A 19,895-nucleotide genomic window follows, 5' to 3' on the forward strand; every position below is an offset into this window, starting at 1 on the left:
CCATGACAGCGACGTCTGCAGCTCTCGGCGACGTGCCCGTGGTCGCGAATGCTCCTGAGCCTGCGTACTTCCACAACGTGAGCAACCGCGACGGTGAAACAGTGGTGGTCGCCCGCTCTGGGGCATACGCCGGCTTTGTCAGCTATTGGCGGGGACCGATCTTCTTGACCGACGCGTTCAGTGTCCATCCACACGATGGGGTCTTGATGCCGCGATTCGTCTTCCACCTTCTCCGGGCCAGACAGGCTCAGTTGCACGCGTTCAAGGCAGGAGCCGGTGTGCCCCACGTAAGGGTCAAGGACGTCGAATCGTACGAGGTGCCAGTGCCCCCGCTGGATGTGCAGGCGCGGGTAGTGGAGATTCTCGACAAGTTCGATGCCTTAGTGAATGACGTGTCGGTCGGTCTTCCTGCTGAGATCGCGGCGCGGCGCAAGCAGTACGAGTACTACCGCCACAAGCTCTTGACCTTCCCGGAGCGAGCCGCGTGAACCTCGACGAGCTCGGCGTTCCCGGCAGCGCACCGCACTTTGAGCCGATCTCGGTCAGTGACGAGAGCACGGTCGTTGCTGAGTTCGTCCCTGACCCGAGCAAGGAATCGACGTATCAGTCGGAGGCTGAGCTCGAAGCCGCGTTCATCCGGCTGCTTCAGGAACAGGCTTACGAGTACCTGCACCTCACCTCGGCCGCCGCGTTGGAGGCCAACCTGCGCGTGCAACTGGAAGCCGTCAACGGCATCACGTTCTCCGAGGCTGAGTGGCAGCGCTTCTTCACCGAAACGATCGCCGGCCCGAACAAGGGGATCGTGGAGAAGACTGCGCTGGTTCAGGAGGACCACGTCCAAATCCTGCGGCGCGACGACGGGACGACGAAGAACGTATATCTGATCGACAAGCGGAACATCCACAACAACCGGCTCCAGGTGATCAACCAGTACGAAGCAGCCGGAGCCCACGCCACGCGTTACGACGTGACGATCCTGGTCAACGGCCTACCGATGGTGCACGTAGAACTGAAGCGCCGGGGCGTCGACATCCGTGAAGCCTTCAACCAGATCAACCGCTACGCCCGCGACAGCTTCTGGGCCGGCTCGGGGCTGTTCGAGTACGTGCAGCTGTTCGTGATCAGCAACGGCACGCTGACGAAGTACTACTCCAACACGGTCCGCGACTCCCATCTCGCCGACCAGAGGCAAGGCAAGCGGTCACGTCGGAAGACGTCGAACAGCTTCGAGTTCACCAGCTGGTGGGCGGATGCCAACAACCGGCCGATCGCCGACGTAGTTGGCTTCACCAAGACGTTCTTTTCCAAGCACACGGTGCTCAATATCCTCACGAAGTACTGCGTCTTCGACGTCGACCGCAAACTCCTGGTGATGCGCCCGTACCAGATCGTCGCCGCTGAGCGGATCCTGCAGCGTATCGAGACGTCGACGACGTACAAACAGTTCGGCTCGTTGGCTGCCGGGGGTTACATCTGGCACACGACCGGGTCAGGCAAGACGCTGACCAGCTTCAAGGCCGCCCAGCTCGCGAGTCGTCTCCCGTTCGTGGAGAAGGTGCTCTTCGTCGTCGACCGCAAGGACCTCGACTACCAGACCATGCGGGAGTACGAACGCTTCGAGAAGGGCGCGGCCAACTCCAACACCTCCACCAGCGTCCTGGCCAAGCAGTTGGAGGGCCCGAACGCGCGGATCATCATCACCACGATCCAGAAGCTCGCCAGGTTCGTCAGCTACAACCGGCAGCACTCGATCTACTCCTCGCACGTCGTGGTGATCTTCGACGAGTGTCACCGCAGCCAGTTCGGCGACATGCACTTGGCGATCACCAACGTCTTCCGCCGCTACCACCTGTTCGGCTTCACCGGCACACCGATCTTCGCCGAGAACGCCGGCACCAGCGGCAGCCCGCGACTGCGCACAACCGAGCAGGCCTTCGGGGAGAAGCTGCACACCTACACGATCGTCGACGCCATCAACGACCGGAACGTGCTGCCCTTCCGGGTCGACTACGTCAACACCCTCAAGCCCGCCGAGAAACTGACGGACGCTCAGGTCGCGGCCATCGACACCGAGCGAGCACTGCTGGCTCCGGAGCGGATCAACCAGATCGTGGGCTACATCCGCGAGCACTTCGACCAGAAGACCAAGCGCAGCTCCGCGTATCGGCTCGGCGATCGCCGGCTCGCAGGGTTCAACTCATTGTTCGCCGCCGCCTCGATCGACGCCGCGAAGCGCTACTACGCCGAATTCGCCCGGCAGCAGTCAGACCTGGCGTCAGAGCAGCGGCTCAAGGTCGGCCTCATCTTCAGCTTCACCGCCAATGGGGAGGAGGCCGACGGCCTGCTGGCCGAGGAGGAGTTCGAGACCGGCGACCTCGACGCGACCTCACGTGACTTTCTGGAAGGCGCGATCCGCGACTACAACGCGCTGTTCGGCACCAGCTTCGACACCTCGGCCGACAAGTTCCAGAACTACTACAAGGACCTCTCCGAGCGGTTGAAGAGCCGCGAGCTGGACCTCGTCATCGTGGTCAACATGTTCCTCACCGGCTTCGACGCCACCACCCTGAACACTTTGTGGCTGGACAAGAACCTGCGCTCCCATGGGCTGATCCAGGCGTACTCGCGCACGAATCGCATCCTGAACTCGGTCAAGACCTACGGCAACATCGTGTCGTTCCGCGACCTGGAGGACGCCACCAATGACGCACTGGCGCTGTTCGGCAACAGGGACGCCCGCGGCATCGTCCTGCTGCGGCCGTACGCCGACTACTACGCGGAGTACGAAAATGCCGTCGCCGAGCTCACCGAAGTCTTCCCGCTCGGGGAGCAGATCATCGGCGAGGCGGCGCAGAAGCAGTACATCGCCCTGTTCGGAGTGATTCTACGACTGCGAAACATCCTCACCTCGTTCGACGAGTTCGCCGGACACGAGCTGCTGACCGAGCGCGACTACCAGGACTATCAGTCGATCTACCTCAACCTGTACGCCGAGTTCCGCGGCGCCAAGGAAGCGGAGAAGGAGTCGATCAACGACGACGTCGTCTTCGAGATCGAGTTGATCAAGCAGGTCGAGGTCAACGTCGACTACGTGCTGATGCTCGTCGAGAAGTGGCGCGACGCCAGGGGCAACGGTGCCGACCGAGAGATGGACGCGCTGATGAAGATCCAGCGTGCGATCGACTCCAGCGTCACTCTGCGCAACAAGCGCGACCTGATCATGGACTTTGTAGAGACAATGACTGTGACCGGCGACGTCAACGACGACTGGCGGCGCTTCGTCGCCGCGAAGCGGGCTGAGGAGCTGACGAGCATCATCACTGAAGAGAACCTCAAGCCCGACGAGACTCACGCCTTCGTTGAGGCGGCCTTCCGGGACGGCGCCATCCCGACCATGGGCACCGCGATCACCCGTATCCTCCCGCCCATCTCGCGGTTCTCTCCGAGCGGCGGCCATACCGTCAAGAAGCAGGCCGTGATCGACCGGCTGCTCGCCTTCTTCGACCGCTACTTCGGGTTGGCCTGATGGCCCTTCCCGAGACTGATGTCCACCGCATCCGCCTCTGGGCCCTCGAGCGCGTGCCGAGCACCTGTGGGATCAAGTCAACGTCGAGGCTGACGTCTTCGAGCGCCATGTCGACATCGTCGAGGTGCGGCCGCCCTGGGATGGAGTCGGAGAGCGCACCCGGTTCCCCATCGCACGGCTGCGCTACACAAGGGCGACCGGCCTTTGGGCGATCTACTGGCGCGACCGCAACCTGAAGTTTCACGAGTACAAGCGCAAGCGCCCGACCAAGAACGTCCAAGCGCTCCTCGAGCACATCGAGAGGAGCGGCGACCCGATCTTTTGGGGTTAGCCAGTTGGTGGCACCGAGAGGGCCAGCTATCTCGGTTGCCCGAGAAGAAGTCCCCTGGACCTCTTGTCGCTGGCCTGTGACGCCATCGTAGTCCGGGTCTATGGCACTCGATCCCAGCCGGCATCTCTGCAGTTGGGCTCAGTATTGCTCGGTACGGTAGGCGCTGGTACTTTGGTACCCGAGAAGGAGGGCAGCGTTATGGCTACCGCTACCGCGCCGATCAAGGTCGACGCCGCCACTGACGAGCTCGTGTCGCACGCAGCTCACTTCATGTCCCGTTCGAAGAAGGACATCGTTGACGCTGCCGTGCGTGAGTACATCGATGCCCACCGCGACGAGATCAACGCCGGGATCAAGGCTGCGCTCGGCCAGCTCAACGGTACTGACGCCGCTGCTGTGTCGCTGATGACCGGCCTCAACGCCGACGAGCTCGACGACCTCGGCGGCCTACCGAAGTAGCCGTCGCATGGCCGTCCGCTGGAGCGTCGGACCTGGTCGCTAGATTCGCCACATGGTCTCGGAACCGATCGGCGTGCGCCCAACGAAACGCTGCCTCGGTGACCTCGGTGTTGAGACGCCAGACCTCGGGGTCCGCCTGGAAGAGATCGATCAGCCGGTCATCGTGAGCGCCCAGGCGGTCCCCGAACAGCGGGACGCAGGCGGCGCGGAGCGCGTCGTCGCGCTCACTGACCGCGTCTGGTTCAAGGTCAAGACCAGCGACAACCGCGCTGCCGTGACCGAACTCCGTGGCACTGATCTCCCGGACTGGGTGCGCCCGAGCCGAGGAGCCTGGTGGATCGGCGCCGCTGGCCGGCGTCAAGCGGACAGTGCTCAGCGCGACTTCTACGCCACGCTGCAGCGAGAGTGCACGACGGGGAAGACCGTCTCCTCGGCTCACCTGCTCCCGGCCGAGTGGGACTGGAAGCGCCTCGCTGCAGAGCAGGCCGTCGCGTGGCGGCGCGAGGTGAGGAGCATGGTCATTGAGCTCGTCGCGATGTCGCTGAAGAGCGGGCATCTCGCCGTCGCCGAGTTCCGGAACCATCGGATCAAGGCGCTCGTCCGGGCGGCGAACGGGCACGAGGCCTACCTCGCGATCATTGCCGAGGGAGTGCCCGACCCACAGATGTTCGCGTTGCTTCTCGACTGCGTTCCTGGAGTTGCGCCCGAAGACTGGCAGCCCGAACCTTCGCCCTTGGCGGAGATGAACCCCGGCTCGGGCGAGATCATCTGGTCGACGCTGTTCCCGTCCGAGATCGCTCGCGCGATCCTCGACCTGGACGGCGATGACTGAGGGCCAGCGGTCCGCAAATAGTCCGCAAGAAGTCCGGCGGAGACCGATCCTCGCCGGCGACGTCCAACGGTCCGATGATCGCGTTTCCGCAGGTCAGGCCGTGTTTTCCGGTGTCAGTCGCCGCTGTCCAACGACAGCCGAAACCCCGCGTGATCGTTCCGCTTCAACGTGTGAGTCGGCGCGTTTGCGCATCAGAGGGGTCGCCGCTGAAGACTTCGAAGTCGTCAACCTTGACGTCGGCAGACTTCGCGCGCATGGCGGGGGCTCAGCGTCCGCGAGATCGCCACGTTGGACCGCCGCGACTTCACCCGCCGTCCGGCCTCGTCACATCGGTGCTTTTCCCCTCCTGCCCGAGACGCTCGGGTGACCCCAGCAGTCCGCAAGTAGTCCTCAAGAAGTCCGGCCGGGACCGACGATCGCCGACGACGTCCAACGGTCCTGTCATCGTGTTTCCGCATCAGACTGTGTTTCTTGCGTCGGCGAGGAACTCCACCGCCGAGGTAGCCACCCACAGGGCGGCCAGGTCCGCGGTGGACTTCAGGCTACGGCCGGTGATCACTTCGACCTGGCGGAGGCGATGGCCGAGTGTCTGCCGGTGGATCCCCAACGCCTGGGCGGTCTCGGTCCACTTACGGTCGTTGGTGAGGTAGGCAGTCAGGGTCTCCAGCAGGCGCTGACTGCGCTCGGTCGGCTCGAGCAGGTCGCCGAGGACGCCGCGGCTCACTTCACGTGCGGCTTGGCTGTCGCGCGGTACGACGGAGCCACGTACCTCGTCGTAGTGAACGATCCGCTTACGTTCGAGGGTCGCGCCGAGGGCCCAACCTGCTTGCCGGCTGGCTTCGGCCAGTTCCTCGAGGGAGCGGAAGGATGTCGACACGCCAACGCGGGACGAGTCCAGAGTCGGGAGATCGAGCGCGCGCTCGAGGTCGGCGGCGTTGAGGCAGCAGGTGAGGCGGCCGGGCCTGCGATGCGGGAGATGCAGGATGCCGGCGGTGGTCAGGACCACGAGCGGGTCGCTCGGCTGGTCAGTTGCGACGGCGATGACGACGTACTCGGTCCCCGCAAGGCCGAGCTCGCGACTTTGGGCCAGGAGGTGCTCGATCGGCATCCGTCCGGCGAAGACCGATGAGACGAGCTGCTCGCCTCTGGCGGCCAGCGCCATCGCATTGGTGATCACGTTGTTGACTGCCGCGGTCACCGCCTGCTGCAGGTGGCCGACCGTGAAGGAGTCGAGCATCGGGGAGTCTTCTCCGACGAGCAGCAGCGCGGGACGACCGCTGGGCAGCGTCCAGGCCTTGACGGTGCCGGTCGACGAGGGGTGCATGGAGCCCGGATGCGCGTCGGGCCGGGATGCGGCCTGCCTCAGCTCCTCGACGACGGCGGGATCGGGGGCGAGCGATCCGGGGACGATGGGCGCGCCCGTTGCCACGTCGACGACCGACATGCGGACCCCGAAGATCCCCTCCATCCCGCTGGATCGCCGCGGCGGGCTCGGTGGCGACGGCCGTCAGTGACCGGTAGAGCCTGCTGAGCAGCAGCAGTTGCTGGCTCTGCTGCGCGTCGTTGGCCATGGAGACGGTCCGCGCGAGGCGGACGAAGGGGACCGGGTGCGACGTGGTCAGCACGGGGAAGCCGAGCAGCTCGGCCTCTTGCAGCATCGCGGGGTGCAGGGGCGGCGCCATCTCCTCCTCGCCGACGGTGATGCCGGCCAGACGTGCGCGATCGAGCTCCCGGATGAACTCGACCTGCGCGTCCTCCTGTGCGGGGATGCACAACCCCGTGGTCATCAGCAGCTCGTCGGGTCCGAGCCATCTCCACGGATCGGGCATCTCGCAGCTGTGCGCCCACAGCACCACCCGGCCCAGTCCCTGCTCGCCGGCGAGCAGGGACTGGCCGAGGGTGGGCATCGAGACGAGGTCCTTGACGGTGAGCAGCGCCGGCACGCCCCGAACGCTATACCGCAGTATCTTTCTCGGCCAGAAATTGATCATCGAGTCCGATAGTGAGACCTGCGTCACTCCCCCTACGGTTTCGCAACAGCGAGCGGCCGCCGTGCCGCGAACCGGATGGCGAAGGGATGTGGGAAGTGGTGAGCCTCGGGATCCGCGACGAGCTCGGACCGCTCAGTCGAACCTTCGTCAACGGCGAGGTCTCCTTCTGGCACCGACAGGCGGGCATGCCCGCAGCGCGACCGGCCCTGCCCGGTGATCGCCAGTACGACGTGGCCGTCGTGGGTGCCGGCTACACCGGGCTGTGGACGGCGTACTACCTCAAGAAGGACCAGCCGGACCTGAGGATCGCTGTGTTGGAGAGTGAGTTCGCCGGCTTCGGTGCGTCCGGCCGCAACGGCGGCTGGCTCAGCGCCGAGCCTCCGGGTCAGCTGCGCCGCTACGCCGCCGCGGAGGGCTGGCCCGCGGCTCGCAACCTCCAGCGCCACATGTTCGCCGCCGTGGACGAGGTCATCGGGATCTGCGCGGCCGAGGGGATCGACGCCGACATCGACAAGGCCGGCGTCATCCACGCGGCCACCAACCCGGCCCAGGAGAAGCGGCTGCGTGACCACGTCCGGGCTCAGCGTGCCGCGGGTTGGGGCCAGGACGACCTGGTCGAGCTCGACCGTGCCGAACTGGCAGAGCGGATCCGGATCGAGGGCGCGCTGGCGGCCCAGTGGAGTCCGCACTGTGCCCGCATCCAGCCGGCGAAGCTGGCCATCGGCCTGGCCGCGGCCGTCGAGGCGTTGGGCGTGGACATCTTCGAGGGCACGCGGGTCACCCAGATCCTGGCCGGGCGGGCCGTCACGGACCACGGAACCGTGAGCGCGGACCATGTGATCCGCGCGACGGAAGGGTTCACTGCCGGGCTCAAGGGGCAGCGTCGGGTCTGGTTGCCGATGAACAGCAGCATGGTGGTCACCGAACCGATCCCGGAGCACCTCTGGGCCCGGATCGGTTGGGATGGCGGCGAGGTCGTCGGTGATGCTGCGCACTCCTTCTGCTACATGCAGAAGACCGCTGACGGCCGGATCGTCATCGGTGGCCGGGGGATCCCCTACCGCTTCGGCTCCCGCACCGACAATCGGGGTGTCACGCATCCCACCACCCACCACCAGTTGCGGGACATCCTCGAGCGGTACTTCCCCGCGGCCCGCGACCTCGCGCTGGACCATGCGTGGTCGGGTGTTCTCGGCGTGCCCCGCGACTGGTGCGCCAGCGTCCATCTGGACCGGGCGACCGGGCTGGGTTGGGCTGGTGGCTACGTGGGGCACGGCGTCGCCGGAACGAACCTGGCCGGCCGGACGCTTCGCGATCTCGTCCTGGGACGGGACACCGAGCTGACCCGGCTTCCGTGGGTGGGACACAGGGTCCGCGGCTGGGAACCGGAGCCGCTGCGCTGGATCGGCGTGCGGAGCCTGTACGTCGCCTACCGTGCCGCCGATCGGCGCGAGTTCGCCGGCTCGCGCCGTACGGCGGCGATCGCCCGCGTCGCCGACCGGATATCGGGACGTTAGGAGCCGCCGCTCAGCCGTGACAGGGCCCCCAGGGGCCGGAGCACTAGGGAATCGTCTACGCCCGACCGTGAACCTTCACACGGTCGTCTGGAATGAGGAGTCTGATGGCAAGGTATGACGTGGCACCTTCGGAGGCGCCGACTGGTGGTGGCTCGCTGCGCTGGAACAAGGTCGAGTCCCGCTCGATCGACTACGTGCCGCTCTCCGAACGGCACGGTCGGCTGACTGATCAGTTCACGATCTGGTTCGCGGGCAGCGCGATGTTGTTGAGCCTCGCCACCGGCGTCATCGGCATCGGTCTGGGTCTCAACCTGATCTGGACGCTGATCGCGTTGGCGGTGGGGACGTTCCTGGGAACTCTTCCTGTGGCCGCGCACGCCAGTCAGGGCCCTCACCTGGGGCTTCCGCAGATGATCCAGAGTCGTCCCCAGTTCGGACGCTATGGCGCTCTGTTCATCTGGGTCGTCGCGTTCGCCGTCTACTGGGGCTACGTCGTGCTGGACGTGAACCTCTTCGGGCCCACGGCAACCCAGGTCGTGGGTGGCTCCAGGCCGGTCTGGGCGATCGTGATCGGCCTGATCTCCATGGTGATCACGATCTTCGGCTACCACTGGATGCACGCCGGGCAGCGCTGGGTCACGGTGGTCCTCGTCGTCGTGCTGGCGGTCTACGCGGTCGGCATCCTCACGGGAGGCGAGCTGCCCGCGGGTGCTCTCAGCCTGTCGACCGGGTTCCAGTTCGCACCGTTCTTCATGGTGATGTCGGCCGCCTTGGCCTACCAGCTCTCGTGGGCGTTCTTCGTCTCGGACTACTCCCGCTACATGCCGCCGACCACCAGCCACCGGGCGATCATCTTCTTCACGGCATCGGGTGCCGGCCTGGGCGTCTTCTCGATGGAGGCGGTCGGAGCCGTCGGTGCTGCCCTGTTCCCGTCCGAATCGGTCACCGTCGCGCTGGCGGAGTCGGGCGACACGGTCTTCAACGGGCTGGGCACCATCGTCCTCCTCGTCGGCGGTCTGGCGCTGGTCGTCTTCAACGCCATGTGCATCTACGGCGGAGCGTTGACCGCGATCACCGCGCTGGACAGTTTGCGGCCGGTGGCACCGACCCACCGGGTCCGCACGGGCGCGATCGTCGCCGTGGGGGTGACGGCCACGCTCGTGGGGGCCTTCCTGCCAGACGACTTCATCGGCACGACCTTCTACACGATCCTCGCCGTGCTGGCCTACCTGATGGGTCCGTGGACCGCGATCAACCTCACCGACTACTTCCTGGTGCGGCGCGGCCGCTACTCCATCACCGAGATCTTCAACCCGAACGGGATGTACGGGCGCTGGCACGCTGCAGGCATCGTCGCCTACGTCCTCGGGTTCGTGGTCATGGTGCCGTTCATGTACCTGTCCTTCTACGAGGGCTTCGCGGCGAAGTGGCTCAACGACGTGGACATCGCCTTCTTCGTCGGTATCCCCGTTGCCGCGATCGTCTACTACGCGCTCTCCCGCAACCTCGACCTCGACAACGAGCGCGCCGTCATCCGGCAGGCAGACGCGCACCTCGAGGAGCTCGGCGAGCCCATCGAGTAGTGCCGCCGCCCGGCGTGGCCGCCAATGGCCGACACCGCGCCGTACCACCGACGACAGCACCCGAAAGCAGGAACAGCACCATGGACCAAACGACGGAGTTCGAGCGCCTGAGCGGGACCTACTTCCACGAGGGCAAGCACCTCCCCAGCGGCTCCGCTGTCCATCGACCCGTGATCGATCCGGCGACCGGCATGACCCTCGGCTCCTTCGCGATCGTCACCCCAGAAGAGGTCGACGCGGTCGTCGAAGCAGCGAACCGGGCACAGCAGGGGTGGTGGAAGGAAAGCGCCCTGCACCGTGCCGAGGTGCTCCACGACGTGGCCCGCAGGTTGCGTGCCCTCAAGCCGGAACTGGCCGAGATCCTGACCCGGGAGACCGGCAAGCCGTTCAAGGAGAGCGCCGACGAGGTCGACTGGTCGGTCAGCAACCTGGATTACTACGCCGAGCTCGGACGGCACTCCATCGGGTCGGTTCTCGGGCCATCGATCGCCGGACAGACGCACTACACCCTCAAGGAGCCGATGGGCACCGTCGTCGTCATCCTGCCGGCGAACTATCCACTCCTCCTCCTGATCTGGGAGGCCGCGGCCGCTCTCGCCGCCGGGAACGCCGTTGTCGTCAAGCCCTCGGAGTGGGCATCTCTGACGACGCTGAAGCTGATGGAGATCTTCGAGCCGCTCCCGGCCGGCCTCGTGGGCTGTGTCACCGGAGGAGGCGGTGTAGGTGCTCGGCTGGTGGAGCACCGCAACACCCACCAGGTCTGTTTCACCGGGAGCGTTCCCACCGGCAAGGTCGTCGCCGAAGCCTGTGGCCGCCGGTTCAAGCCCACACTGATCGAGGCGTCCGGCAACGACGCCTTCATCGTGATGCCCTCGGCCCCGCTCGAGGTCGCTGCGCGAGCAGCGACCTTCGCCGCCTTCTTCAACTGCGGTCAGGTCTGTACCTCCGCGGAGCGGGTCTTCGTCCACGAAGACATCCACGACCAGTTCGTCGAGCTCTTCGTCGCCGAGGCCGCCAGGTTGCGCATCGGCAACGGCCTCGACCAGGTCGACATCGGCCCGATGGAGCACGCCGGCGAACGTGACCGGTTCGAGCAGGTCGTCACCCGGGCCATCGAACAAGGCGCCAAGGTCGAGATCGGCGGCGGCAGACCGTCCGACCTGCCGTCGGAACTCGACGGTGGCTTCTTCGTCGAACCGACCATCATGACCGGGGTCACCCCCGATATGGACGTCGTCAACGGTGAGGTGTTCGGGCCCCTCGCACCCATCGTCAAGGTGTCGAGCCTCGATGAGGCCATCCGCCTGACCAACGACTCCGACTTCGGGCTCGGGGCCACCGTGTACACCACCGACGCGGCCGAGATCCACCGCGCTACGAATGAGATCGTCTCCGGAATGGTGTGGATCAACGCGCCGATCCTCGACAACGACGCAGGGCCGTTCGGTGGCCGCAAGATGTCGGGAATCGGTCGGCAGCTCGGGAGCGAAGGCTTGGACACCTTCCGGCACACCAAGCTCGTCATGATCGACCCATTCGCTTCCCAGCATGACTTCTGGTGGTTCCCGTACGCCTCGGACGAGGCATGGCCGAGCTCCTGATGCCCTGGGCTGCTGGGCGGGAGGTCAACGCGCGTGACCGGACCGGTACCAACCTCGTGAACGGCAATCGCACGTTCGCAGTGGAGGACCCCGCCACTCTCGAGCTCATCGCAGAGGTGGCCGACCACGGCGAGACCGAGGCGCGGGCCGCGGTCGATCGTGCGCACGAGGCCTTCGCGGGGTGGTCAGGCACCTCTCCGCGGCAGCGTTCCGATGTGCTCCGACGCGCCTATGAGCTGATGCTGCGCGACGAGGGACGGCTGAGCGCTCTGATAGCTCGCGAGAACGGCAAGTCGCTGGCCGACGCAGCGTCCGAGGTTGTCTATGCCGCCGAGTTCTTCCGGTGGTACGCCGAGGAGGTGGTGCGCACTGAGGGCTCGTACGGCGAGGCGCCGGCCGGCGGTGTACGGACCATCGTGCACCACAAGCCCGTCGGGGTGGCGGCCCTGGTGATTCCGTGGAACTTCCCCGCCGCGATGGCCACCCGCAAGATCGCCCCAGCCCTTGCCGCGGGATGCACCGTTGTTCTCAAGCCGGCCGCCGAGACCCCGCTGACCGCGATCGCGATCGCCGACTTGCTCGCCGAGGCCGGCCTACCGGCCGGCGTCGTCGAGTTGGTCACCACCACCCACGCCGGCGCCGTCGTGACCGCGTGGCTCGAGGACGACCGGGTGCGCAAGGTGTCCTTCACCGGCTCCACCGGCATCGGCCGGTTGCTGCTGCATCAAGCCGCCGACCGTGTCGTCAACACCTCCATGGAGCTCGGCGGCAACGCCGCTTTCATCGTCACCGAGGATGCCGACCTCGTCGACGCCGTCGCCGGGGCGATGATCGCCAAGTTCCGCAACGGCGGGCAGGCGTGCACCGCTGCGAACCGGATCTACGTGCACCGTGACGTCGCAGACGCCTTCGTCGCGCTGGTCGGTGCCCAGGTCGAGAAGCTGAGCGTCGGTGCGGCGAATGACGGCAACATGATCGGCCCACTCATCAGCGCCGCGGCGGTGAGCCGCGTCGGTGCAGCCGTGGACCGGGCGATCGAGGAGGGCGCACGGGTCGCTGCGCGAGCACAACTGCCCGACGCACCCGGGTACTTCTACCCGCCGACCGTCCTCACCGACGTGCCCTCTACCTCCTCGATCCTGGCTGAGGAGATCTTCGGTCCAGTGGCTCCCATCGCGACCTGGGACGACGAACAGGAGCTGCTTCGCCAAGTGAACGGTACTGAGTACGGCCTCGCCGCGTACGTCTACACCGGTCACCTCGAACGAGGGCTCCGCCTCGGCGAGCGTATCGAGGCTGGCATGGTCGGCATCAACCGCGGCATCGTCTCCGATCCCTCTGCGCCGTTCGGTGGCGTCAAGCAGAGCGGCCTGGGCCGTGAAGGCGCTCGCGAAGGGCTCCGTGAGTTCCAGGAGACCCAGTACCTGAGTATCAGCTGGGACGACTGACCAGGCTCTCACGTCGGCCGGTGGGATCCGGTGCGCCGGGACGGGTTGCGACCGACGCGGCGGTCCTGGTCCTGGTCCTCGTCCGGGTGCCGCTGGTTCAGGTGCTGGTGGCCCAGCGGCTGAGGACGGTTTCGAGGGTGTGGGGGTTGACGGGTTTGGAGATGTAGTCGTCCATGCCGGCGGCCAGGCAGCGGTCGCGGTCGTCGTTGGTGGCGGAGGCGGTCATGGCGATGATGGGGGTGTGGTGGACGTCGCCTTCGAGGCGGCGGATCTCGCGGGTGGCTTGGTAGCCGTCCATGCCGGGCATCTGGACGTCCATGAGGACGGCGTCGTAGCGGGTGCGGCCCATGGCGGAGAGGGCGGTGACGCCGTTGTCGGCGACGTCGGTGGTGTAGCCGAGGTGTTCGAGGATGCCGACGGCGACGAGTTGGTTGATCTCGCCGTCTTCGACCACGAGGATCCGGCCGCGGCCGGCGGGGGTGGTGGGGATGTGGAGGGGGGTGTGGGGGCGGCGGGTGCCGATGATGTCTTGGAGGGTGGCGCGCAGGCGGGAGAGCTGGACGGGTTTGGTCATGGAGGCGGTGATGCCGACGGCGCGGGCGTCGGTCTGGCTGATCTCGCCGCCGGAGGTGAGCAGGGCCATGGCGAGGCCGGTCAGGGTGGGGTCGCTGCTGATCCGGTGGGCCAGCTCGAGGCCGTCCATGTCGGGCATGCACAGGTCCAGGACGGCCAGGTCGAAGGGGTGGTGGGTGCGGTGGGCGTCGGCGAGGGCGGCCAGGGCGTGGGGGCCGTCTTCGGCGAGGTCAACGTGCAGGCCCCAGGCGGTGAGCTGGTCGTGCAGGATCATCCGGTTGGTCTGGTTGTCGTCGACGACCAGGACCCGGAGGCCGGCGATGTCCTCGGTGCCGCGGGGGGTGCTGGCGGAGAGGTCTTCGGCCAGGCCCAGGGGCAGGGTGAACCAGAAGGTGCTGCCCAGGCCGGGGCGGCTGTCCACGCCGATCTGGCCGCCCATGGCGGTGACCAGGTGTTCGCTGATGGCCAGGCCGAGGCCGGTGCCGCCGTAGCGGCGGGTGGTGGAGGAGTCGGCCTGGGAGAACGGTTCGAAGAGTCGTTCCCGGTCGGCCTCCTCGACCCCGATCCCGGTGTCGGTGACCTCGAACCGCACCACCACACCGGCTTCGGCGCCGGCTTCGGGACCGTCTTGGAGGCTGGCTTCGAGGCTGGCGCGGACCAGGACCTCGCCGCGGGCGGTGAACTTGACCGCGTTGGAGGCCAGGTTGAGCAGCACCTGCCGTAGCCGGCTCGGGTCCCCGCGCAGGCAGGTCGGTAGCTCGGGGGAGCAGTAGGCCAACAGCTCCAGCCCCTTCGACTGGGCCGGCTCGGCGATCAGCTCGGCGACCTCCTCGACCACCTGGACCAGGTCGAAGTCGATGGTCTCCAGGTCCAGCCGGCCCGCCTCGACCTTGGAGAAGTCCAAGATGTCGTTGATGATCGTCATCAACGCGTTCGCGGCGCTGCTCACGCCCTCGGCGTACTGACGCTGCCGCTCGTCGAGATCGGTGGCCTCCAACAACCCGGTCAACCCGATCACCCCGTTCATCGGGGTCCGGATCTCGTGGCTCATCGTGGCCAGGAACGTCGACTTCGACCGGGACGCCTCCAACGCCACATCCCGCGCCGCCGCCAACTCCCGACGCGCGACGACCTCCCACTGGAGCATCCGGCCCATCCGCACGAAGGCGATGGCGACCAGCGCGGTCATGCCTACCGAGACCTCGACCACGTGCGGCGACCGCCCGATGGCCTGGTTGACGATCATGATGGCCGGCGGGACCAGCAGCGGCACGATGGCGATCCCGAGCCGACCCAGCGGGGCCCGGTGGGACGGCGGCTCGGCGGTCTCGGGTGTCGGGGGCGACACCGGGCGGAGCGTCGCGGTCGACATCAGGATCGCGCCGACCATCCAGCCGATGTCGTTGGATCCGGCGACCGGCTCGGTGACGTCCAGCCCGTAGTACGCGACGTCGGAGATCAGCCAGCAGACCGCTCCGAGCGCGAGCCCGAACCCGAGCCGCTGCCGGCTGTGGCGCACGGAGATGGCGCGCAGCAGCAGCGCCAGCAGCACCGCGTCGGCGATCGGGTAGGCGGCGAGGACGGCCTGCGTCAGCCGCGGCATGGTGTCGTCGGCCATGATCTCGCGGATCGACACGGTCCAGAACACCATCATGCTCACCACCACGATGGTGAGCGCGTCCAGCGCGGACTCGACGTCGGTGCTGGGCAGGCCGCGACGGCCGAACATCACGATCGCGACCGCGCCGCCGATGCCGAGGTAGCTGAGAAAGTACGGGATGTCGGCGAGTGAGACGTCGGGCTCCAGGCCGGACCACGCGTACAGGTCCCACACGAGGTCGCCGACGGCGGAGGCGGTGAGGCCGGCCGCGATGAGGCCCGGCACGAGCCGGGCCCCGGGCGGCCTCCTCGCGGTGCCGATCCAGGCGACCACGGGAGCGAGCCAGACGGCGGCCAGGTAGGTGACGTCGAACGCGGTGCCGTAGCCGACCATCAGGTGGGCGAACACGAGGACGGTCATCGCCACCCACAGGGCGACGACTGCCGGTGACGGACGTTCGACTCGCACGGTTCCCCCTCTCGGGGGAGCCTATCGGCCGGCAACCGGTCGAGCCCTGGGATATGCGGACCCGAGATCGCGGAACTGCGAGTCGGACACGTCGCCCCGGATCAGCCGGCGACCTGGAGCAGCTTGCGCCGCAGCGCGAGCGTCGCCCGGCTGTGCAGCTGGCTGACCCGCGACTCGCTCACCCCGAGCACCTGGCCGATCTCCGCGAGGGTGAGCCGCTCCCAGTAGTACAGCGCCACGACCACCTGGTCGCGCTCGGGCAGCTCCCGGACCGCGGCCAGGAAGCCCGGCGGGATGTCGTCGTCGGCGCCGGGCAGGTCGGTGGTGGCCCGCGGCGTGTCCTCCTCGTCGAGCACCGTCTCGAAGCTGACGACGCTGGTGTGCGCCGTCTGGCTGTAGATCTTGCGGAGGTCCCCGACACTGATGCCGAGCCGGTCGGCCACCTCGGCGTCCTTGGGTGCGCGTCCCAGGCGCCGCTCGAGCTCGGTCTGGGCGGTGTTGATGTCGCGGATCTTCTCGCGCACCGAGCGCGGCACCCAGTCCGCGGCGCGGAGCCCGTCGACCATCGCGCCGCGGATCCGGGAGACGGCGTAGGTCTGGAACTGCAGGCCGCGCTCGGGGTCGAACTTGTCCAGCGCGTCCAGCAGGCCGATCACCCCGTCGGAGACCAGGTCGGCGTGCTCGACCGCGGGCGGGAGGCCCGAGCGGACGCGGCCGGCGACGAACTTGACCAGCGGTGAGTAGTGCACGACCAGGCGGTCGCGGGCCTCGCGGTCGCCGTCCTGCTTGAACCGTTCCCACAGGCCGTCGACGGTGTTGTCGGTCTGCACGCGCACCTCCGGTGGTCGTGCTGGACAGGCTATCGGCTGCCCCGCCGATCTCGGCTCAGGCCACCCCGCCGGCGTACTCGAAGTGCCACGGCTCCGGGCGGCTGCCGCCGGCGGCGGCCCAGCCCGGGTGCACCCAGCCGTAGCCGGGGCCGTGCCCGAGCAGCCAGTCGTTCTCGGTGCTGCCGAACCGCTCGACGCCGCCGCACAGGTCGACCGCGAGCCCGAGCCCGTGCACGGAGGTGCCGGGGGAGGCCGCCAGGCCGGGCTTCGTCGCGGACACCCGCTCCTGCCCGGCGCGCGAGCGGTAGGAGTCGGTGATGCACAGCGAGGCGCCGAGGTCGTCGGCGTACGCCGCCGCGAGCAGCCGGAACGCGACCGCCGCGTCGCAGCGCAGCAGCTGCGCGCCGTCGGCGGTCGCGGGGCAGAGCGCGTCGGCCGGCATCTCGCCGTTGGGGTACGACGGGCGCGGCCGCTCGGGCAGGTCGAGGACGAGCGCCGGGTCGTAGGCGGCGCCGTCGAGCCGCACCTCGAAGTGCAGGTGCGGGCCGCTGGCGTTGCCGCGGGCGCCGACCAGGCCGACCGGGTCGCCGGCGCGGACCAGCTGGCCGGAGGTCACGTCGACGCGCGAGAGGTGGGCGTACCACGTCTCGACCCCGCCGCCGTGGTCGATCCGGACCAGGCTCCCGGCCCAGGCCGGGTGTTGCACGGTGACGGTGCCGGCGCCGGCGGCGACCACCGGGGTGCCGACCGGCGCGGCGAAGTCCAGGCCGGTGTGGACGCCGTCGGACCAGAGCGGTCCGGCGGTGCCGAACCCGGCGGTCAGCTGGTAGCTGCCCGGCGCGACCGGCAGGCCGAGCGGCCCGCCCGTGACGGTGTCCGGCGCCAGGCTGGTCGCTCCGCAGCTGCCGCCGGCCGGGGGCGCGGCGTGGTGGCCGCCGCTCTCGAGGCCGGCGCGGCGCACGCCCAGCACGGGCTCGGTGAGCGGCCGCACCGCCGCGACGCCGGTGGTGGGGTCGGCGGCGACGACCTGGTCGCGGCCGACGTACACACCGCTGGTGCCGAGGCCGTCGCGGCGGCTGCCGAGGACGACGACGTCGCCCACCTGCACGGACGCGCCGGGCACGGTGCGCAGGGCGTCCCACTGGCCGGGGACGTCGGCGGGCAGCGGCGCCACGGTCGCGGACGCCCCCCAGGCGTTCGCGACCAGGCCGCCGCAGGCGTACGCCGTGGGCTCGATCGCGCCGGGCACGTCCGGGAGCCCGACCCGGTGGAACGCGTCCGAGACGGCGCGGATCGCCTCGGCGGACAGCACGGTGATCGCCGGGGAGCCCGGCGGGTCGAGGACCGCGACACCGGGCGAGACGTCGTTGCGCGAGTCGCGCAGCGGCTCGAGCGGCTCGATCGGCCCGCGGGCGAGGTCCGCGAGGCGGGGCGGGACGACGGCGTTGGCGGCCAGCAGCCGGAGGTAGCGCTCCCAGGCGCGCAGGGCCCGCTGGTTGCGCCGGTCCTGGGCGGGGTCGGTGACCTCGTACGCCGGCTGGAACTGGGCCCGCCGGATCGCGGCCTCCGCGGCCTGGCCCGCGGTCCAGGCCGCCTCGACCCGCGCCTGGCGGCGCTCGGCGCGCTCCCAGGCGACCCGGGCGCGCTCGGTGTCGGCGATCCGCTCGGCGAGCGCGGTGTCGACCAGGTCGACCAGGTCGCGCGCGAACGCCGCGTCGTCGGCGGCCTCGGTGGCGCGGTCCAGGTCGGAGGGGCCGGGCCGGACCAGGTCGCCGACGGCCTGCAGGAAGCCGTGGTCGTCGTCGGCCACCTCGGCGCGCAGCCGCGCGGCCTCGGCCTCGGCGCCGGCGGCCGATTCAGCCAGCCGGTCGTGCTGGGCGCTGAGCGCCGCGACCTCGGCGCGGAGCTGCTCGTAGGTGGCCCGGGCGTCGTCGACCGACTGCTGGGCCGTGCTGCTCGTGGGCGTCGCGGCCGCCGCGGGGGCGGGGCTCGCCAGGAGCGTGGACCCGAGGGTCCCGACCGTCACGACGCAGGCCGCGATCCGCAGCAGGGGGCGTGAGGTCATGGTCCTGGGTCTATTCGTCGAGGAAGGCGATCTCCTGGAGCGCGGCGAGCGAGCGGCGCTCCTCGGGGTCGGCCGAGAGGCTGGCGGGGGAGGGAACGGGCAGGGAGGGCACCGGGAGCCCGGCCAGCGGCGGTGGCGCCGGAGCGACCGGTGCGGCGGGCACGGGTGAGGGTGCGGGTGAGGGTGCGGGTGCCGGGGGATCGGTTCGCGTCACGGCGGCGACGGGCGCCGGGGCACCGAGCAGGGTGCGGACCACCGCCGCCATCTCGCGCAGCAGCCGGGCCGCCTCGTCACGTTCGACGGTCGGTGCCGGCTCGCCGGTCACGATCTCCATGAGGTGTCCTTGGGTGTTGACAGGGGGTGGACCGCTCGTCGAGCGGTCCACCCCGCAACGTCAGAGGCTCGGCTGGATCAGCAGCCGGCACCCTTCGCGCTCTGGAGGCCACCGGAGGCCTCGAGGTACTTCCACTCCGTGCCTGCGGCGTTCGCCGTGGCGCCGGCGTTGTAGCCGGAGATGCAGAAGTTGCCCGCTGCCGGCGTCCCGGAGATCGTGAACTGGGTGTTGGCGTCGTGCTTCCAACCCGCGGTCTCCAGTGCGAGCTTGTCGAACGCGACCGTGCTGGTCGGCGAGTCCGTGGTGATGGTCGCGGCGACGGTTGCGGCGTTCTTCAGGTCCGACTTGATGCTGGAGTCGACACCCTTCTGGCGCTGGTTGAGGAACACGGGGATGGCGATCGCGGCCAGGATGCCGATGATCACGATGACGACGAGGAGCTCGATCAGGGTGAAGCCCTGGTCCTTCTCCTTCAGGGACTTCTGCATCCGAGCAAGCATGGTTGTTCTCCTGTGGGGGAAAGGTCGTGCTGGGGGTCGTGCGGGATCCGTACCGGCAGGCCGGCGGGCCGCTTTTGTCACCCACTGCTTCGGTGGCCGGAGCGACCGGCTTGAGGGCCGACCCAGAAATTTCCCGGCGCCGCCCCGAATCCCACGCCGCGACCTCAAGAGGGACCCCCGCGGCGCCGATGACCAGAGGTCAGGGACATTCCGCGGAGGGTGTCCGCCATCGGTGCT

The 19,895-nt window shown here is 68.5% G+C and carries 15 protein-coding genes and 1 pseudogene; 9 read left to right on the forward strand and 7 right to left on the reverse strand.

Features of this window, described 5'->3' with window-relative positions:
• Positions 1 to 2: 2 nt before the first annotated feature.
• From NOCA_RS25545 to NOCA_RS07040, 5 genes are all read left to right on the forward strand, one after another.
• Positions 3 to 488: a restriction endonuclease subunit S gene (locus NOCA_RS25545; RefSeq protein WP_011754570.1), complete on the forward strand. Its 486-nt coding sequence runs from the start codon at positions 3 to 5 to the stop codon at positions 486 to 488.
• Positions 485 to 3,526 carry a type I restriction endonuclease subunit R gene (locus tag NOCA_RS07025; protein ID WP_011754571.1) on the forward strand — a complete coding sequence of 1,014 codons (3,042 nt, stop codon included), beginning with the start codon at positions 485 to 487 and terminating at the stop codon, positions 3,524 to 3,526. The genes NOCA_RS25545 and NOCA_RS07025 overlap by 4 nt, the downstream gene beginning before the upstream one ends.
• 37 nt (positions 3,527 to 3,563) lie before the next feature.
• Positions 3,564 to 3,857 (forward strand): DUF3024 domain-containing protein, encoded by a 294-nt coding sequence (locus NOCA_RS07030; RefSeq protein WP_443189694.1) that lies wholly within the window; start codon positions 3,564 to 3,566, stop codon positions 3,855 to 3,857.
• Between the two features lie 198 nt (positions 3,858 to 4,055).
• Positions 4,056 to 4,316 (forward strand): hypothetical protein, encoded by a 261-nt coding sequence (locus tag NOCA_RS07035; RefSeq protein WP_011754573.1) that lies wholly within the window; start codon positions 4,056 to 4,058, stop codon positions 4,314 to 4,316.
• A 52-nt stretch (positions 4,317 to 4,368) separates the two neighbouring features.
• Positions 4,369 to 5,148, forward strand: a complete 780-nt coding sequence (locus tag NOCA_RS07040; protein ID WP_011754574.1) for a hypothetical protein — start codon at positions 4,369 to 4,371, stop codon at positions 5,146 to 5,148.
• Positions 5,149 to 5,605: 457 nt separating this feature from the next.
• Here the strand turns inward: NOCA_RS07040 and NOCA_RS27460 are convergent, their stop codons facing one another.
• Positions 5,606 to 6,592 (reverse strand): PucR family transcriptional regulator, encoded by a 987-nt coding sequence (locus NOCA_RS27460; RefSeq protein ID WP_011754575.1) that lies wholly within the window; start codon positions 6,590 to 6,592, stop codon positions 5,606 to 5,608.
• Positions 6,593 to 6,731: 139 nt separating this feature from the next.
• Positions 6,732 to 7,139: pseudogene (locus NOCA_RS28625) on the reverse strand (PucR family transcriptional regulator ligand-binding domain-containing protein); the annotation flags it as partial.
• A 98-nt stretch (positions 7,140 to 7,237) separates the two neighbouring features.
• Here NOCA_RS28625 and NOCA_RS07050 point away from each other — a divergent pair.
• From NOCA_RS07050 to NOCA_RS07065, 4 genes are all read left to right on the forward strand, one after another.
• The gene (locus NOCA_RS07050; protein WP_238383429.1) at positions 7,238 to 8,656 is read left to right on the forward strand and encodes an NAD(P)/FAD-dependent oxidoreductase; all 1,419 of its coding nucleotides are present in this window, start codon (positions 7,238 to 7,240) and stop codon (positions 8,654 to 8,656) included.
• Between the two features lie 104 nt (positions 8,657 to 8,760).
• Positions 8,761 to 10,239: a purine-cytosine permease family protein gene (locus tag NOCA_RS07055; RefSeq protein ID WP_011754578.1), complete on the forward strand. Its 1,479-nt coding sequence runs from the start codon at positions 8,761 to 8,763 to the stop codon at positions 10,237 to 10,239.
• A gap of 80 nt (positions 10,240 to 10,319) precedes the next feature.
• Positions 10,320 to 11,840: an aldehyde dehydrogenase family protein gene (locus NOCA_RS07060; RefSeq protein ID WP_011754579.1), complete on the forward strand. Its 1,521-nt coding sequence runs from the start codon at positions 10,320 to 10,322 to the stop codon at positions 11,838 to 11,840.
• Entirely contained in the window at positions 11,825 to 13,288 is a 1,464-nt protein-coding gene (locus NOCA_RS07065) for an NAD-dependent succinate-semialdehyde dehydrogenase (RefSeq protein ID WP_238383430.1), read from the forward strand. The genes NOCA_RS07060 and NOCA_RS07065 overlap by 16 nt, the downstream gene beginning before the upstream one ends.
• A gap of 97 nt (positions 13,289 to 13,385) precedes the next feature.
• Here the strand turns inward: NOCA_RS07065 and NOCA_RS25550 are convergent, their stop codons facing one another.
• The 5 genes from NOCA_RS25550 to NOCA_RS28425 form a co-directional block, all read right to left on the reverse strand.
• Positions 13,386 to 15,929, reverse strand: a complete 2,544-nt coding sequence (locus NOCA_RS25550; RefSeq protein WP_011754581.1) for a hybrid sensor histidine kinase/response regulator — start codon at positions 15,927 to 15,929, stop codon at positions 13,386 to 13,388.
• Between the two features lie 101 nt (positions 15,930 to 16,030).
• Positions 16,031 to 16,759 carry a FliA/WhiG family RNA polymerase sigma factor gene (locus NOCA_RS07075; RefSeq protein ID WP_197687671.1) on the reverse strand — a complete coding sequence of 243 codons (729 nt, stop codon included), beginning with the start codon at positions 16,757 to 16,759 and terminating at the stop codon, positions 16,031 to 16,033.
• Between the two features lie 55 nt (positions 16,760 to 16,814).
• Entirely contained in the window at positions 16,815 to 18,824 is a 2,010-nt protein-coding gene (locus tag NOCA_RS26420; RefSeq protein WP_011754583.1) for a peptidoglycan DD-metalloendopeptidase family protein, read from the reverse strand.
• A 10-nt stretch (positions 18,825 to 18,834) separates the two neighbouring features.
• Positions 18,835 to 19,158 carry a hypothetical protein gene (locus NOCA_RS07085; RefSeq protein ID WP_011754584.1) on the reverse strand — a complete coding sequence of 108 codons (324 nt, stop codon included), beginning with the start codon at positions 19,156 to 19,158 and terminating at the stop codon, positions 18,835 to 18,837.
• A gap of 77 nt (positions 19,159 to 19,235) precedes the next feature.
• On the reverse strand, positions 19,236 to 19,646 hold the full coding sequence (locus NOCA_RS28425) for a prepilin-type N-terminal cleavage/methylation domain-containing protein (protein ID WP_197687672.1): 411 nt from the start codon (positions 19,644 to 19,646) through the stop codon (positions 19,236 to 19,238).
• Positions 19,647 to 19,895 lie beyond the last annotated feature (249 nt).

This window comes from Nocardioides sp. JS614 (assembly GCF_000015265.1).
Taxonomy (GTDB): Bacteria; Actinomycetota; Actinomycetes; order Propionibacteriales; family Nocardioidaceae; genus Nocardioides.